Source organism: Streptomyces sp. Root431 (assembly GCF_001426585.1).
GTDB lineage: Bacteria > Actinomycetota > Actinomycetes > Streptomycetales > Streptomycetaceae > Streptomyces > Streptomyces stackebrandtii.
In genome coordinates this window covers 191,950-207,900 of sequence record NZ_LMEI01000013.1, presented here as the reverse complement: position 1 = coordinate 207,900, position 15,951 = coordinate 191,950, and the positions used below count along the sequence as shown (strand labels likewise).

17 protein-coding genes are annotated in these 15,951 nt (G+C 71.3%); 9 read left to right on the top strand and 8 right to left on the bottom strand.

Annotated features, from left to right (window positions below; genetic code table 11):
* Positions 1-73 precede the first annotated feature (73 nt).
* Positions 74-418 (top strand): WhiB family transcriptional regulator, encoded by a 345-nt coding sequence (locus ASC82_RS26385; protein ID WP_015034550.1) that lies wholly within the window; start codon positions 74-76, stop codon positions 416-418.
* A gap of 24 nt (positions 419-442) precedes the next feature.
* Here ASC82_RS26385 and ASC82_RS26380 read toward each other — a convergent pair whose 3' ends face one another.
* Positions 443-1,774, bottom strand: coding sequence for an ArsA family ATPase (locus tag ASC82_RS26380; RefSeq protein WP_242427818.1), 1,332 nt, complete (start codon positions 1,772-1,774; stop codon positions 443-445).
* 92 nt (positions 1,775-1,866) lie between these two features.
* Positions 1,867-2,829: an ArsA-related P-loop ATPase gene (locus ASC82_RS26375; RefSeq protein WP_024760178.1), complete on the bottom strand. Its 963-nt coding sequence runs from the start codon at positions 2,827-2,829 to the stop codon at positions 1,867-1,869.
* A gap of 73 nt (positions 2,830-2,902) precedes the next feature.
* Between ASC82_RS26375 and ASC82_RS30205 the strand changes: the two genes are divergently transcribed.
* From ASC82_RS30205 to ASC82_RS26355, 5 genes are all read left to right on the top strand, one after another.
* Positions 2,903-3,061, top strand: a complete 159-nt coding sequence (locus tag ASC82_RS30205) for a DUF4177 domain-containing protein (protein ID WP_015034547.1) — start codon at positions 2,903-2,905, stop codon at positions 3,059-3,061.
* Entirely contained in the window at positions 3,058-3,528 is a 471-nt protein-coding gene (locus ASC82_RS26370) for a RidA family protein (RefSeq protein ID WP_056652942.1), read from the top strand. The genes ASC82_RS30205 and ASC82_RS26370 overlap by 4 nt, the downstream gene beginning before the upstream one ends.
* Positions 3,529-3,658: 130 nt before the next feature.
* Positions 3,659-4,543, top strand: a complete 885-nt coding sequence (locus tag ASC82_RS26365) for an NUDIX hydrolase (protein WP_056652939.1) — start codon at positions 3,659-3,661, stop codon at positions 4,541-4,543.
* Positions 4,540-5,370, top strand: a complete 831-nt coding sequence (locus tag ASC82_RS26360; protein ID WP_056652936.1) for an MBL fold metallo-hydrolase — start codon at positions 4,540-4,542, stop codon at positions 5,368-5,370. The genes ASC82_RS26365 and ASC82_RS26360 overlap by 4 nt, the downstream gene beginning before the upstream one ends.
* 175 nt (positions 5,371-5,545) lie before the next feature.
* Complete coding sequence (locus ASC82_RS26355) at positions 5,546-6,430, top strand: prohibitin family protein (protein WP_056652934.1); 885 nt, start codon at positions 5,546-5,548, stop codon at positions 6,428-6,430.
* A gap of 88 nt (positions 6,431-6,518) precedes the next feature.
* Here ASC82_RS26355 and ASC82_RS26350 read toward each other — a convergent pair whose 3' ends face one another.
* The gene (locus tag ASC82_RS26350; protein WP_015034542.1) at positions 6,519-7,193 is read right to left on the bottom strand and encodes a Crp/Fnr family transcriptional regulator; all 675 of its coding nucleotides are present in this window, start codon (positions 7,191-7,193) and stop codon (positions 6,519-6,521) included.
* A 306-nt stretch (positions 7,194-7,499) separates the two neighbouring features.
* On the opposite strand from ASC82_RS26350, the gene nth reads away from it, so the two are divergent.
* The 3 genes from nth (at position 7,500) to ASC82_RS26335 (ending at position 10,439) form a co-directional block, all read left to right on the top strand.
* The gene (nth, locus tag ASC82_RS26345; protein WP_056652931.1) at positions 7,500-8,408 is read left to right on the top strand and encodes an endonuclease III; all 909 of its coding nucleotides are present in this window, start codon (positions 7,500-7,502) and stop codon (positions 8,406-8,408) included.
* Between the two features lie 81 nt (positions 8,409-8,489).
* Complete coding sequence (locus ASC82_RS26340; protein ID WP_056652927.1) at positions 8,490-9,194, top strand: CoA pyrophosphatase; 705 nt, start codon at positions 8,490-8,492, stop codon at positions 9,192-9,194.
* A 45-nt stretch (positions 9,195-9,239) separates the two neighbouring features.
* The gene (locus tag ASC82_RS26335; RefSeq protein ID WP_056652924.1) at positions 9,240-10,439 is read left to right on the top strand and encodes a MarP family serine protease; all 1,200 of its coding nucleotides are present in this window, start codon (positions 9,240-9,242) and stop codon (positions 10,437-10,439) included.
* Between the two features lie 61 nt (positions 10,440-10,500).
* On the opposite strand, the gene ASC82_RS31265 is transcribed toward ASC82_RS26335, so the two are convergent.
* The 5 genes from ASC82_RS31265 to acs form a co-directional block, all read right to left on the bottom strand.
* Positions 10,501-10,695 (bottom strand): hypothetical protein, encoded by a 195-nt coding sequence (locus tag ASC82_RS31265; RefSeq protein WP_078627229.1) that lies wholly within the window; start codon positions 10,693-10,695, stop codon positions 10,501-10,503.
* Positions 10,696-10,830: 135 nt separating this feature from the next.
* Complete coding sequence (locus tag ASC82_RS26330; RefSeq protein ID WP_056652921.1) at positions 10,831-11,766, bottom strand: alpha/beta hydrolase; 936 nt, start codon at positions 11,764-11,766, stop codon at positions 10,831-10,833.
* The gene (locus ASC82_RS26325) at positions 11,763-12,248 is read right to left on the bottom strand and encodes a phage holin family protein (RefSeq protein ID WP_056652918.1); all 486 of its coding nucleotides are present in this window, start codon (positions 12,246-12,248) and stop codon (positions 11,763-11,765) included. Before ASC82_RS26325 ends, ASC82_RS26330 begins: the two co-directional genes overlap by 4 nt.
* 75 nt (positions 12,249-12,323) lie before the next feature.
* Entirely contained in the window at positions 12,324-13,715 is a 1,392-nt protein-coding gene (gene nhaA, locus ASC82_RS26320) for a Na+/H+ antiporter NhaA (RefSeq protein WP_056652915.1), read from the bottom strand.
* A gap of 261 nt (positions 13,716-13,976) precedes the next feature.
* Positions 13,977-15,935: an acetate--CoA ligase gene (gene acs / locus ASC82_RS26315; RefSeq protein WP_056652912.1), complete on the bottom strand. Its 1,959-nt coding sequence runs from the start codon at positions 15,933-15,935 to the stop codon at positions 13,977-13,979.
* Between the last annotated feature and the right edge of the window lie 16 nt (positions 15,936-15,951).

Below are 15,951 nucleotides of genomic sequence, written 5' to 3'. Positions count from 1 at the left end.
GTCCCAACTGGCAGCGGTGAATATGCCGCTGCCGCCGTGGGGGAGCCTCGATTCGGGAGAGGACGGCGCCGGTATGGGCTGGGTAGCTGACTGGAGTGCGCAGGCGGCCTGCCGCACTACCGATCCGGATGAACTTTTCGTGCAGGGAGCGGCACAGAACAGGGCAAAGGCGGTGTGCACCGGATGTCCGGTGCGGACCGAGTGCCTGGCCGACGCCCTCGACAACCGCGTGGAGTTCGGTGTGTGGGGCGGCATGACGGAGCGCGAGCGCCGTGCCCTGCTGCGCCGACGGCCGACCGTCACCTCGTGGCGCCGGCTCCTGGAGACGGCGCGGACGGAGTACGAGCGGGGTGCGGGCCTGCTGCCCGTGGCGATCGAGGACGACGCGACGTACGAGGCGTACGCCGCGGTCGGCTAGTCCCGACAGGGACGGCCACTCGGCTCAGGCCGAGGGCATCCGACCGGCCGTGAGCCGGTCACCGATGGCCCGCAGCCCGGCGAGGTCGTGCACATCGCCGGGCAGGGCGGCCACTTCGGCCACCGCCACCTCGGGGTGGAGCGCGGTGAAGCGGTCGCGCGTGCGCTGCTCACGCGCGAGCACCCGCATGCGCTCGGCATGCAGGCGCAGAAGTCCCGCGGTGAGATGTCGTACGTCCGTGTCTGCGGGTGCGTCCGTGTCCACGCGTACGTCGATGTCGTCGCGTACGGCGATGTCGTCTGCGTCTACGTCGGGGTGCTGTGCGGCCGGTTCGGCTGTGGGGGCAGCCTCGGGTACGGAAGATACGACGGCGGCGGTGGCGAGGTCTGACGGCTCGGGCGACGTGGCCGGGGAGCCACTCCGTCCAGTCTTCCCGCCCCCCTGATCCGTCATGCGCCCCTCGTCAAGATTTTCCGCGGCCGCCCGCGCCCGCTCGGCCGACAGGCCGGCCGCGCCGCTGCCGTGGACGCGGTTGAGGACGAGACCGGCCAGCGGCATCTCCTCGGCCGCCAGCCGCTCCACGAAGTACGCGGCCTCGCGCAGCGCGTCCCGCTCCGGCGTGGCGACGACGAGGAACGCCGTGCCCGGGGCCTGGAGCAGCCGGTACGTGGCGTCGGCGCGGGTCCGGAAACCGCCGAACATCGTGTCCATCGCCGCCACGAACGTCTGCACGTCCTTGAGGAACTGGCCCCCGAGCAGCTTCCCCAGCGTCCCCGTCATCATCGACATGCCGACGTTGAGGAACTTCATGCCGGCCCGGCCGCCCACCTTCGCCGGGGCCATGAGCAGCTTGATGAACTTCCCGTCGAGGAAGGACCCCAGGCGCTTCGGCGCGTCGAGGAAGTCCAGGGCGGAACGGGACGGCGGCGTGTCGACCACGATCAGGTCCCACTCGTCGCGCGCCCGGAGCTGGCCCAGCTTCTCCATCGCCATGTACTCCTGCGTACCGGCGAATCCGGCCGACAGGGACTGGTAGAAGGGGTTCTCCAGGATCGCCCGGGCCCGCTCGGGGTCCGCGTGCGCCTCGACGATCTCGTCGAAGGTCCGCTTCATGTCCAGCATCATGGCGTGCAGTTCGCCGCCGTCGGAGCCCTTGATTCCGTCGACCTTGCGGGGCGTGTTGTCGAGGGAGTCGATGCCCATCGACTGCGCGAGCCGCCGCGCCGGGTCGATGGTGAGGACGACGACCCGCCGGCCGCGCTCCGCCGCCCGCACGCCGAGCGCCGCCGCCGTGGTCGTCTTGCCGACCCCGCCCGCGCCGCAGCAGACGATGATGCGGGTGCCCCGGTCGTCGATGAGCGGGTCGAGTTCAAGGACGGGGACCGCGTCGAGCCCGGTCGTGTCGGGACGGGGCGCGTCGAGCCCGGTCGCGTCGAGAACCTTCTCCGTCACGCGCCCACCCCTTGCTTCCGCAGTTCCTTCGCCAGCCGGTAGAGCCCCGCGATGTCCCCGCCGTCCCCGAGGAAGGGGAGTTCGTACGCGGGCACGCCGATGCCGTCCAGGACCGCGCGCTGCTCCCGCTCCAGCTCCACCCGGCGCGCGTGCTCCGCCGCCTGGTCGAGGAGCGGTTCGACGAGCCGCGTGCCGCCCGGGACGCCGACGGAGGCCAGGCTCCGCGCGATCGCGTCCCGGTGGTCGCCGGAGGCGGCCCGTACCGCCGCCTCGTCGAGGACGTGCGGGCGGACCATGTTCACCACGACCCGCCCCACCGGCAGTTCGGCCGCGCGGAGTTCCGCGATGCCGTCCGCCGTCTCCTGGACCGGCATCTCCTCCAGGAGCGTCACCAGATGGACCGCCGTCTCGGGGGACTTGAGGACCCGCATGACGGCCTGCGCCTGGTTGTGTATCGGGCCGATCCTGGCGAGCCCCGCCACCTCGTCGTTGACGTTGAGGAAGCGGGTGATGCGGCCGGTGGGCGGCGCGTCCATGACCACGTGGTCGTAGGTGTGGCCGCCGTGCTTCTCGCGCCGCCGCACCGCCTCGCACGCCTTGCCGGTCAGCAGGACGTCCCGTACCCCCGGGGCTATCGTCGTCGCGAAGTCGATCGCGCCGAGCTTCTTCAGTGCCCGCCCCGCCCCGCCCAGTTTGTAGAACATCTGGAGGTAGTCGAGGAGCGCGCGCTCGGCGTCGATCGCCAGCGCGTACACCTCCCCGCCGCCCGGCGCGACGGCGATCTTGCGTTCCTCGTACGGAAGCGCTTCCGTCTCGAAGAGCTGTGCGATGCCCTGTCTGCCTTCGACCTCGACGAGGAGGGTGCGTTTGCCCTCCGTCGCGAGGGCGAGCGCGAGGGCGGCGGCGACCGTCGTCTTACCGGTACCGCCCTTGCCGCTGACGACCTGGAGCCTGCTCACGCTGTCGAGCCTAACCACTGGCGGCGGCGCCCAATCAGGAGGCCGCCCCGCGGCAGCGGATACAGTCGCCTCCATGACCAAGTGGGAGTACGTCACGGTGCCGCTTCTGGTGCACGCGACGAAGCAGATTCTGGACACCTGGGGCGAGGACGGCTGGGAGCTCGTCCAGGTCGTGCCCGGGCCGAACAACCCCGAGCAGCTCGTGGCCTACCTGAAGCGGGCCAAGTCGTGAGCGGGGCCGTCGAGGCGAGGCTCGCCGAGCTCGGCCTGACCCTGCCGGAGGTCGTGCCGCCGCTGGCCGCCTACCAGCCGGCCGTGCAGTCGGGCGTGTACGTCTACACCTCGGGCCAGCTCCCGATGGTCGGGGGCAAGCTCTCGGTGACCGGCAAGGTCGGCGACGAGGTCACCGCCGAGGAGGCCAAGCAGCTCGCGGCCACCTGCGCGCTGAACGCCCTCGCGGCCGTGAAGTCGGTCGCCGGTGACCTGGACCGGATCAAGCGGGTTGTGAAGGTCGTGGGCTTTGTCGCCTCCGCCTCCGACTTCACCGGGCAGCCGGCCGTCATCAACGGCGCCAGCGAGCTGCTCGGCGCGGTCCTCGGCGACAAGGGCGTGCACGCGCGCAGCGCCGTCGGCGTGGCCGTGCTGCCGCTCGACGCGCCGGTCGAGGTCGAGGTCCAGGTGGAGCTGGTCGAGGCCTGACGGTGGTCTGATCGAGGTCCGACATGGGCCTGATCGCCCGCCGTCCTCAGCAGTTCGTGACGAGAGCCGGTGCCTTCGAGGGAAGGAACCGGCTCTCGTGCATTCGAGTGCTTGCGCATAGCATCCGCCCATGTCGAATGCTCAGCCGAACGGTCAGTGGTACCCGCCGGAATGGCCCGACCGCATCCGGGCCCTCGCCGCGGGCGAGCTCACCCCGGTGAGCCCCCGGCGGGCCGCCACCGTGCTCCTCCTGCGGGACGGGGCCGCGGGGCCCGACGTGCACATGCTGCGCCGTCGCGCCTCGATGGCCTTCGCGGGCGGCGCGTACGCCTACCCCGGCGGCGGGGTCGACCCGCGCGACGAGCAGCCGGTGCGCTGGGCCGGGCCCTCCCTCGCCGTCTGGGCCGCGCGCCTCGGCTTCGACGAGGGCGACGCGGCGCAGGCCCAGGCCGTGGTCTGTGCGGCCGTACGCGAGACGTACGAGGAGGCGGGCGTCCTGCTCGCCGGGGAGACCGCGGACACCGTGGTCGGCGACACCACCGGCGAGGACTGGGAGCGCGACCGGGAGGCGCTCGTCGCCCGGGAGCTGTCCTTCGCCGACTTCCTCGACCGGCGCGGGCTCGTCCTGCGCTCGGACCTGCTCGGCGCGTGGGCGCGCTGGATCACGCCCGAGTTCGAGCAGCGGCGGTACGACACGTGGTTCTTCGTGGCCGCGCTCCCGGCCGGGCAGCGCACGCGGAACGCCTCCACGGAGGCGGACCGCACGGTCTGGATCCGCCCGGCGGAGGCCGCGGCCGGCTACGACCGCGGCGAGCTGACGATGATGCCGCCGACGATCTCGACGCTGCGGACCCTGGAGCCGTACGGCACGGCCGCCGAGGCGCTGGAGGCGGCCGGGGGCCAGGACCTGACCCCCGTGCTCGCACAGGCGCGCCTGGAGGGCGACGAGCTGGTCCTGAGCTGGCCTGGGCACGAGGAATTCACCAAGATCATCCCCGTCGGGGGTGAGGGATGAGCGACGCCGCCGCCCTGCCCGGGCAGCCGCGCGGGCTCGTCGTCTCCGGCCCCGCGACCGCCCGCGCGGTGAACGTCCTCGCGCCGAACCCGTCCGCGATGACCCTCGACGGCACGAACACCTGGCTCCTCTCCGAGCCCGGCTCCGACCTCGCCGTCGTCGTCGACCCGGGTCCGCTCGACGAGGGCCATCTGCGCCATGTCGTCGAGACCGCGGAGAAGCTCGGCAAGCGGGTCGCGCTCACCCTGCTCACCCACGGCCACCCGGACCACGCGGAGGGCGCGGGCCGCTTCGCCGAGCTGACCCGGACCGCCGTGCGGGCCCTCGACCCGGCGCTGCGGCTCGGCGACGAGGGGCTCGGCGCGGGGGACGTGGTGGCGGTCGGCGGCCTGGAGCTGCGGGTCGTCCCGACGCCCGGGCACACCTCCGACTCGCTCTCCTTCCACCTGCCCGCCGACCGGGCGGTGCTGACGGGGGACACGATCCTCGGGCGCGGCACGACGATGGTCGCGCATCCGGACGGGCGGCTCGGCGATTACCTGGACTCGCTGCGGCGGCTGCGCTCCCTCACCGTCGACGACGGGGTGCACACGGTCCTGCCGGGGCACGGGCCGGTCCTGGAGGACGCGCAGGGGGCCGTGGAGTTCTATCTGGCGCACCGGGCGAACCGGCTCGCCCAGGTCGAGACGGCGGTCGAGAGCGGCCACCGGACGGCGGCGGAGGTCGTCGCGCACGTGTACGCGGACGTGGACCGCTCGCTGTGGCCGGCGGCGGAGCTGTCCGTACGGGCGCAGCTGGAGTACTTGCGGGAGCACGGCCTGGTGTGAGGGGCGGTCGGGGCGGGGCGGGGCCGGTCGGAAGGGCAGGCGCCGCCGAGTGGTCACGATCCGGGCCGGGGAGTTGTCACGATCCGGAACCGGGCTGGCCCCCGGCGCGTCGGTCGTCTTGACCTGTGCTTTACGCTCCGCTTACTTCTGGCCGTAGCTTTCGGGGGGATCGCCCGTGTTCGTCATCGCCATTCTGCTGCTCATCGCCGCAGTGGTGCTCTTCTTCGTCGCACGTTCCAACGACTCGAAGGGCCTGAAGCTCGGCGCCGTCGGTGCGGTCGTCGCCGGCCTCTTCTCGCTCGTCGTGAGCATGACGTACGTGATCAGCGCGTACGAGGTCGGCGTGCCGGTCGCCTTCGGCAAGGTCGGCTCGCCCATGACCTCCGGCATGCACGTGAAGTCGCCGTTCACCGACGTCACGACCTTCTCCACCCGCCCCGTCGACCTCAACCTCTCCGACAAGGACGTCGTCGAGGTCCGCTCCTCGCAGGGCGGCGTCATGTACGCCGAGGTCACGGTGAAGTGGGCCGTCGTCCCGTCCAAGTCGGTCGAGCTGTACAAGCTCGCTGGCAGCGAGGACGCCATCCAGCAGCGGCTCGTCTACCCGGACAGCCGGGAGATCGTCCGCAACGTCTTCGCCCGCTACACCAGCGAGCAGGGCTACGCCTCCGACCGCGAGAAGATCAACGCCGAGATCGGCGCCCTGATCAAGGAGCGCCTCGTCCCGCGCGGCATCGACGTGACCACGGTCAACCTGCGGAACGTGAAGCCCTCGGACTCGCTCCAGGGCCAGATCGACCGCAAGATCCAGCAGCAGCAGTCGACCGAGCGTGCCCTTGAGGCCGCCCGCACCGCCAAGGCCGAGTCCGACCGGCGCCGGATCGAGGCGGAGGGCATCGCCCGCGCCAACAAGATCCTCAACGACTCGCTGACGGACAAGGTCCTCATGAACCAGTGCATCGACGCGTTCAAGGAGGCCGCGGCGAAGAACCCGATCTACACCGTGCCCTGCGCGAACGGCGGCTCGGCCCCGGTGATCGTGGACGGCTCGAAGCGCTGACCGCTCCCTGACATGCGGAAAGGCCGCCCTGGTCCGATGGCCGGGGCGGCCTTTCCGTACGTACGGAGGCGCTGGAGGTGCTTGGCGCTTACCGCGAGCGCTTCGCGAGGCGCTCCACGTCCAGCAGGATCACGGCGCGGGCCTCAAGGCGCAGCCAGCCGCGCTGGGCGAAGTCGGCGAGCGCCTTGTTGACCGTCTCGCGGGAGGCGCCGACCAGCTGGGCCAGCTCCTCCTGGGTGAGGTCGTGGACGACGTGGATGCCCTCCTCGGACTGCACGCCGAAGCGGCGCGACAGGTCGAGGAGCGCGCGGGCGACACGGCCCGGCACGTCGGAGAAGACCAGGTCGGACATCTGGTCGTTGGTCTTGCGTAGCCGGCGGGCGACCGCGCGGAGCAGCGCGGTGGCCACCTCGGGGCGGGCGTTCAGCCAGGGCTGGAGGTCGCCGTGGCCGAGGCCGAGCAGCTTGACCTCGGTCAGCGCCGTGGCCGTGGCGGTGCGCGGGCCCGGGTCGAAGAGGGACAGCTCACCGATGAGCTCGCCGGGGCCGAGGACCGCCAGCATGTTCTCGCGGCCGTCGGGGGAGGTGCGGTGCAGCTTCACCTTGCCCTCGGTGACCACGTACAGGCGGTCACCGGGGTCGCCTTCGTGGAACAGCGCGTCGCCACGGGCGAGCGTCGCCTCACTCATCGAGGCGCGCAGCTCGGCGGCCTGCTCGTCATCGAGCGCCGCGAAGAGCGGGGCGCGCCGCAGAACGTCGTCCACGAGTTCTCTCCATACTGTCGACCTGCTCAAAGGACCTGGGTCCCATGATGCCGGACGCACAAAACAGTGCGATCAATCACAACAAGTTTGACGCACTTGGCTACCCGTGCGTACGGCAGGGGCCCGATTGGGGTCCGATCGGCCATGCCCGGGGCGGATGTCGGTGGTGGCCCCTAGGCTGGCCGGGTGTCCAACTCGCCGGTGAGAGCGCAGGCCAAGGGGGCTGAAAGAGTGTCGGGCGAAGGTAATTCCGCCGTGGGCGAACACGGCGTGTCGAAGCGGGCGAAAGCCTCAAATCGGACGGATGTGGGCTCCAAGGAGACCTCTAAGACGACCTCCAAGGCGATCTCCAAGGCGACCAAGTCGGCCAAGCCCGCCAAGGTCGCCCCGGCCAAGCCCGCCCCCGCCAAGGTCGCCCCCGCCAAGCCGGCCAGGCCCGTCAAGCCCGAGTCGCGGCTCGCGATGGTCCGGCGGGCGCGGAAGATCAACCGCGAGCTGGCCGAGGTCTTCCCGTACGCCCATCCGGAGCTCGACTTCCGGAACCCCTTCGAGCTGGTCGTCGCCACGGTCCTCTCCGCGCAGACCACCGACCTGCGGGTCAACCAGACCACCCCCGCCCTCTTCGCGAAGTACCCCACGCCCGAGGACCTCGCCGCCGCCGTGCCGGAGGAGGTCGAGGAGCTGATCCGCCCGACCGGCTTCTTCCGGGCCAAGACCAAGTCGATCATGGGCCTGGCCGCCGCCCTCAGGGACGACTTCGGCGGAGAGGTCCCCGGCCGCCTTGAGGACCTCGTCAAGCTCCCCGGCGTCGGCCGCAAGACCGCGTTCGTCGTCCTCGGCAACGCCTACGGCGTCCCCGGCATCACCGTCGACACCCACTTCATGCGCCTCGTCAGGCGCTGGAAGTGGACCGAGCAGGAGGACCCGGTCAAGATCGAGGCGGAGATCGCCGAGATCTTCCCGAAGAGCGAGTGGACCATGCTCTCGCACCGGGTGATCTTCCACGGCCGCCGGATCTGCCACGCCCGCAAGCCCGCGTGCGGCGCCTGCCCGATCACCCACCTCTGCCCCTCGTACGGCGAGGGCGAGACGGACCCGGAGAAGGCGAAGAAGCTGCTCAAGTACGAGATGGGCGGCTTCCCGGGCCAGCGGCTCAACCCGCCGCCCGGCTACCCGGGCCGCCCCGCGCCCCCGCTGGGCGCGAGCGACGGCTGAGACCCGTTCCCCGGACACCCGCAAGAGCTCCGGAGGGAACGAACCCGTACATCGATCGCGTTGTGAAACTCGGGGGTGCCTATGACGCGCACTGACGAAGAGATCCACGGGCCCGGCACCGGCGGGCTGCTCAGCAGGGACGGGCTGCCCGGCTGGCTCGGCCCCGTCGACCGGGCCGCCCGCACGGTCGCGCCCGAGCAGCTGAGCCGCTTCCTGCCGCCCGCGAGTGGCGCCGGCCGCCAGTCCGCCGTCCTCGTCCTCTTCGGCGAGGGCGAGCGCGGACCCGAGCTGCTCCTCATGGAGCGCTCCGGCAGCCTCCGCTCGCACGCGGGGCAGCCCTCCTTCCCGGGCGGCGCCCTCGACCGCGAGGACGGCGACCCGGCGCAGGGCGGGCTGCTGCGCGCCGCCCTGCGGGAGGCCCAGGAGGAGACCGGGCTCGACCCGGCGGGGGTCCAGATCTTCGGCGTGCTGCCGCAGCTCTACATCCCGGTCAGCGGCTTCGTCGTCACCCCCGTCCTCGGCTGGTGGCGCACCCCCAGCCCGGTCGGGGTCGTCGACCCCGGCGAGACCGCCCGCGTCTTCACCGTGCCCGTGGCGGATCTCACGGATCCCGCGAACCGCGCGACGGCCGTCCACCCGAGCGGCCACCAGGGTCCCGCTTTCCTGGTCGAGTCCGCGCTGGTCTGGGGTTTTACGGCCGGAGTGATCGACCGGCTACTGCACTTCTCCGGCTGGGAGCGTCCCTGGGACCGGGCCAAGCAGGTCCCGCTCGACTGGCGCTCATGACAGGCTGACCCCGGCGACCGAAACGAATTTGCGAGGCTATCGACGGTGAACGTGCTGGACATCTTGTTGCTGCTCGCCGCCGTGTGGTTCGCCGTCATCGGATATCGCCAGGGCTTCGTCGTCGGCATCCTGTCCGTGATCGGCTTCCTCGGCGGCGGTCTCGTCGCCGTGCTGCTGCTCCCGGTCCTCTGGAACCAGCTGACGGACAACAGCGAGGTCTCGACCACGGCGACGGTCGTCTTCGTGATGATCGTCATCGTCAGCGCCTCGGTCGGCCAGGCCTTCACGACCCACCTCGGCAACAAGCTGCGCCGGCACATCACCTGGTCACCGGTGCGCGCCCTGGACGCCACCGGCGGCGCACTGGTCAACGTGGTCGCGATGCTCCTCGTGGCCTGGCTGATCGGCTCCGCCCTCGCCCGTACCTCGCTGCCCACCCTGGGCAAGGAGGTGCGGAACTCCAAGGTCCTGCTCGGGGTCGAGCAGGTGATGCCGGATCAGGCGTCCGGCTGGTTCGACGACTTCACCTCCACGCTGGCCCGCAGCGGCTTCCCGCCGGTCTTCAGCCCCTTCGCCAACGAGCCGATCACCCAGGTCACACCGCCCGACCCGGCGCTCGCCGACAGCCCCGTCGCCGCCCGCGCCCAGCGCTCCATCGTGAAGGTCGTCGGCACCGCGCAGAGCTGCGGCAAGGTCTTCGAGGGCACCGGCTTCGTCTTCTCCGACCGCCGGGTCATGACCAACGCCCATGTCGTCGGCGGGGTCGACGAGCCGACCGTCCAGATAGGCGGCGAGGGCAAGCTCTACGACGCCAAGGTCGTCCTCTACGACTGGCAGCGCGACATCGCCGTCCTGGACGTGCCGGACCTCAAGGCGGAGCCGCTGCGCTTCACCGAGGAGGACGGCCGCAGCGGCGAGGGCGCGATCGTCGCCGGCTTCCCGGAGAACGGCTCGTACGACGTCCGATCGGCCCGCGTGCGGGGCCGTATCAGCGCCAAGGGCCCCGACATCTACCAGCGGGGCGAGGTGCGCAGGGACGTGTACTCGCTGTACGCGACGGTGCGCCAGGGCAACTCCGGCGGCCCGCTCCTCACCGAGGACGGCGAGGTGTTCGGCGTGATCTTCGCCCGCTCCCTCGACGACGTGAACACGGGCTACGCCCTGACCGTCGACGAGATCCGCGAGGACATCGAGCGCGGCCTCAGCGCCGCCCAGCAGGTCGACACCCAGGGCTGCGCGCTGTAACCCACAGTCCACAGCCCGGGAGCCGACGGCCCGGGGGCGGGCAGCCCCCGCCCCCTACCCCCTAAGGGGTGTCGCGTGGATGCCGGAGCCGGGCCGAGACCCAGCGCGCCCGGCGGCGCAGGATGCGCGAGATCCCTACCCCTGGCACGGCGTGCGCGTGGCCCTGGTCCTGCGGGCCACCCCTCTCTCGGGAGCCCGGCCCAGCGGCCGAGCGGCGGTTGCGTGCTGTGTCACCGTAGTCGTGCGTCCAGCCCATACCTCGACGTCTGCCCGTGGCCCAAGGTCGGTAACCGCCCGGGGGCCCGCCAATTGGAGTATGCGCCGGGCACATGGCCGTTCGACGGATGTCTGTGCGTCAGAAGAGCGGCCGGGCAGGTGTGCGGACGGTGCGTCAGCGGTCGGGCTCGGGGTCCTTCAGCCAGTTGACGAGCTCCGTGGAGAAGGCCACCGGGTCCTCCTCGTGCGGGAAGTGGCCGAGGCCGTCGAAGAGCCGCCAGCGGTACGGCGCTTCGACGTACTGTCCCGAGCCGGCCGCGCTGCGGGTCCGCATCACCGGGTCCATGGAGCCGTGCAGGTGCAGCGTCGGCACTCGTACGGGCCGCTTCATGCGCCGGTTGAACTGGACGCCGTCGGGGCGGGCCAGGGACCGCACCATCCAGCGGTACGGCTCGATCGAGCAGTGCGCCGTCGACGGGACCATCATCGCCCGCCGGTACACCTCGACGGCCTCGTCGTCGGCGGGGCGCGGCCCCGACCAGTCCCGGATCAGCTCCCCGACGAGCGCCGCGTCGTCCGCGACGAGCCGGCGCTCCGGGAGCCACGGCCGCTGGAAGCCCCAGATGTGCGAGCCGGCCCGCGACTGGGCGAAGTCGGCGAGCATCGCCGAGCGCCAGCGGCGCGGGTGCGGCATCGAGGAGACGGCCAGGCGGCGCACCAGCTTGGGCCGCATCACCGCCGCCGTCCAGGCGAGGTAGCCGCCCAGGTCGTGCCCGACGAGCGCCGCGTCCGGCTCCCCGAGGGAGCGGATCACGCCGGTGATGTCGAGGGCCAGGTTGGCGGGGTCGTAACCCCGGGGCGTGCGGTCGCTGCCGCCCACCCCGCGCAGGTCCATCGCCACGGCCCGGAACCCCGCGTCGGCCAGGGCCGGGAGCTGGTGGCGCCAGGTCCACCAGAACTGCGGGAAGCCGTGCAGGAGCAGCACCAGCGGGCCGTCGCCCATCTCGGCGATGTGGAAGCGGGCGCCGTTGGCGGCCACGTCGCGATGGGTCCACGGCCCGTCGAGCCGGACGGGCCCGCCGTTGCCGTTGCTGCTCTCGGGGAGGGTCATACGGACGAGCGTGCCACAGCGGAGGCCTTGTCCAGCGCCGGGCGCTGCTCCGGGCGGGGGTGCGGCTTCACGTTCTGCATGATCGCGGCCGTCTGCTTCGCGGAGGCGATGGACTTCTCCGGCGGCTTGACCTTCTTGAACTTGGCGTACGCCAGGAGGCCGAGGAGCCCCGCGAGCAGCACGTTCGCCGTGAAGGAGAGCAGGAAGCACCAGACGAGGTTCCAGCCCCCGTCACCGTTGTGCCCGCCGGTCCAGGTGTTGATGGCGTACGCGAGTGCGAAACTCAGCATCGGCAGCGAGAACAGCAGCACCACGCCCGCGGCGATGCCCGCGACGCTGCCGATCGCGCCGCGCTTGACGTCCTGCCTGATCTCCGCCTTGGCCAGGGCGATCTCGTCGTGCACCAGCGCGGACATCTCGGCGGTCGCCGAGGCGACCAGCTGGCCGAGGCTGCGCTCGGTTCCGTCGAACGGGTCGCTCATCGCTGCTCCCTCTTCTCTTCTGCGGTCCGAGGTTCTCTTCTACGGTGCGAGTCCTCTTCTACGGTCCGACTCAGATCATGCCGGACGGTCGGCCTCGTCGCGCGATGCCCCCGCCGCTTGGGCGCGCTCGCGGTGCTCGGCGGCCTTCCTCTCGTAGATCTCCGCCATCCGCACGTGGTACGCCGGGTTGTCCTGCTCGTAGATGTCGGGGATGCCGTCGTGGTCCTCGTCGCGCTCCTCGTCGGCGATGAGCGCCTGGTAGGTGCGGACCCGGAGTTTCAGCAGGACGGAGGCGAAGACGGCCGCGATGAGGGAGCCGATGAGGACGGCGGCCTTCACCTCGTCGGTGAGGACCTCGTCGCCGGCGAAGGCGAGTTCGCCGATGAGCAGCGAGACGGTGAAGCCGATGCCGGCGAGGGAGGCGACGGCGAAGACGTCCGGCCAGGTCAGGTCGGGGTTGAGCTCGGCCTTGGTGAAGCGGGCGGCGAGCCAGGTGCCGCCGAAGATGCCGACGGCCTTGCCGACGACGAGACCGAGGACGACGCCGAGGGTGACCGGCTGGGTGAAGACGTCGCCGATCGCCCCGCCGGAGACGCTGACGCCGGCGGAGAAGAGCGCGAAGAGCGGGACGGCGAAGCCGGCGGAGAGCGGTCGTACGAGGTGCTCGATGTGCTCGCCGGGGGAGTGCTTCTCACCCTCGCGGGTGGTGCAGCGGAGCATCAGGCCCATGGCGACGCCGGCGATGGTGGCGTGGACGCCGCTGTTGTACATGAGGGCCCAGATGACGAGGGCCAGCGGGACGTACACGTACCAGCCGCGGACGTTCATGCGGAGCAGGACCCAGAAGAGGACGAGCCCGGCGAAGGCGCCGCCGAGGGCGGCGAAGTTCAGGTCGCTGGTGAAGAAGATCGCGATGATCAGGATCGCGAAGAGGTCGTCGACGACCGCGAGGGTGAGCAGGAAGGCGCGCAGCGCGGACGGCAGCGAGGTGCCGATGACGGCGAGGACGGCGAGCGCGAAGGCGATGTCGGTCGCGGTGGGGACGGCCCAGCCGTCCATCGAGCCGTTGCCGAGGGTGTTGACCAGGGCGTAGACGAGGGCGGGCGCGGCCATGCCGCAGATCGCGGCGATGACGGGGAGCGCGGCGGCCTTGGGGTCGCGCAGCTCGCCCGCGACGAGCTCGCGCTTGAGCTCGATGCCGGCGACGAAGAAGAAGATCGCGAGGAGGCCGTCGGCCGCCCAGTGCTGGATCGACAGGTCGAGGCCGAGGGCGGCGGGGCCTATGTGGAAGTCCTGGACGGACTTGTAGCTCTCGGCCGCGGGGGTGTTCGCCCAGATGAGGGCGGCTACGGCGGCGGCGAGGAGCAGCACGCCGCCGACGGTCTCCGTGCGCAGCGCGTCGGCGAGGTAGCGCCGCTCGGGCAGCGAGAGCAGGCCGAGGAACTTGCGGTCGGTGGGTGCGGACACGTGGGAGACCTCCGTCGGGCGGGCAGGGCGAAGCACATGCCGACCAGACTTCCCGGCGCACCTAGGTCTTTCTGTCGCGTTCCTGACGCGGTCCTTACTTTACCTAACGAGCGAGGGTTGTGTCCGGCGAGAATTACTTTATGGATATATGCGGCTTCCGTCCCGCCGGAGCCCGGCATTCGACACGCGGAAAGCCCGCCCCGGAACGGAAGTGGTTCGGGGCGGGCTTTCGCGGCGTACGGCTTACGCGGCTGCCGAGGCTCAGTCCTCGCTGGACGAGGCCGGCAGCTGGGTCTGGATGAGCGACATGACCGAGGAGTCGGTGAGCGTCGTGACGTCCCCCAACTCCCTGTTCTCCGCCACGTCGCGCAGCAGACGGCGCATGATCTTGCCCGAGCGGGTCTTCGGCAGCTCCGCGACCGGCAGGACCCGCTTCGGCTTCGCGATCGGGCCGAGGGTCGCGCCGACGTGGTTGCGCAGGTCGGCGACGAGGTTCTCGTCGTTCGCGCTGGCCGTGCCGCGCAGGATGACGAAGGCGACGATGGCCTGTCCGGTGGTCTCGTCGGCGGCGCCGACGACGGCCGCCTCGGCCACGGCCGGGTGGGAGACGAGCGCCGACTCGACCTCGGTGGTCGAGATGTTGTGACCCGAGACGAGCATGACGTCGTCGACCCGGCCGAGCAGCCAGATGTCGCCGTCCTCGTCCTTCTTGGCACCGTCACCGGCGAAGTACTTGCCCTCGAAGCGGGACCAGTACGTGTCGATGTATCGCTGGTCGTCGCCCCAGATCGTGCGGAGCATCGACGGCCACGGCTCGGTGAGGACCAGGTAGCCGCCACCGCCGTTCGGCACCTCGTTGGCCTCGTCGTCGACGACGGTCGCGGCGATGCCGGGCAGCGGGCGCTGGGCGGAGCCCGGCTTGGTCTCGGTGACGCCCGGCAGCGGCGAGATCATCATCGCGCCGGTCTCGGTCTGCCACCAGGTGTCCACGATCGGGGTCTTGTTCGCGCCGATGTGCTCGCGGTACCAGACCCAGGCCTCGGGGTTGATCGGCTCGCCGACCGAGCCCAGCACGCGGAGGCTGGACAGGTCGAACTTCGCGGGGATGTCGTCGCCCCACTTCATGAACGTGCGGATCGCGGTGGGCGCCGTGTAGAGGATCGTGACGCCGTACTTCTGGACGATCTCCCAGAACCGGCCCTGGTGCGGGGTGTCCGGGGTGCCCTCGTACATGACCTGCGTCGCGCCGTTGGCCAGCGGGCCGTAGACGATGTACGAGTGCCCGGTGACCCAGCCGATGTCGGCGGTGCACCAGTAGACGTCGGTCTCCGGCTTGAGGTCGAAGACCGCGTGGTGCGTGTACGCGGCCTGGGTGAGGTAGCCGCCGGAGGTGTGCAGGATGCCCTTCGGCTTACCCGTCGTCCCGGAGGTGTAGAGGATGAAGAGCGGGTGCTCCGCGTCGAAGGCCTCCGGGGTGTGCTCCGCGGACTGGCGGGCGACGATGTCGTCCCACCAGACGTCGCGGCCCTCGGTGAAGGCGGTGTCCTGGCCCGTGCGGCGGACCACGAGGACGTGCTCGACCTGCGGACACTTGGCGACGGCCTCGTCGATGGCCGGCTTCAGCGCACTCGGCTTGCCGCGGCGGTAGCCGCCGTCGGCGGTCACGACCAGCTTGGCGTCGGCGTCCTGGATGCGGGAGGCCACGGCGTCGGCCGAGAAGCCGCCGAAGACCACCGAGTGGGCGGCGCCGACGCGGGCGCAGGCCAGCATCGTGATGGCTGCCTCGGGGATCATCGGCAGGTAGACGGCGACGCGGTCGCCCTTGCCGACGCCCAGCTCGGTCAGGGCGTTGGCGGCCCGCGAGACCTCGTCCTTGAGCTCGGCGTAGGTGATGGCGCGGCTGTCGCCCGGCTCGCCCTCGAAGTGGATGGCGACCCGGTCGCCGTGCCCGGCTTCGACATGGCGGTCGACGCAGTTGTACGCCACGTTCAGCTCGCCGTCCGCGAACCACTTGGCGAACGGCGGGTTCGACCAGTCGAGCGTCTCGGTCGGCTCGGTGGCCCAGGTCAGGCGCTTGGCCTGCTCGGCCCAGAAGCCCAGCCTGTCCGCCTTGGCCTGCTCGTACGCCTCCGCCGTCACATTGGCGTCCGCGGCCAGCTCGGCGGGCGGCGCGAACCGCCGCTCTTCCTTGAGCAGGTTGGCCAAGGATTCGTTGCTCACGACATCTCCCTTTCCC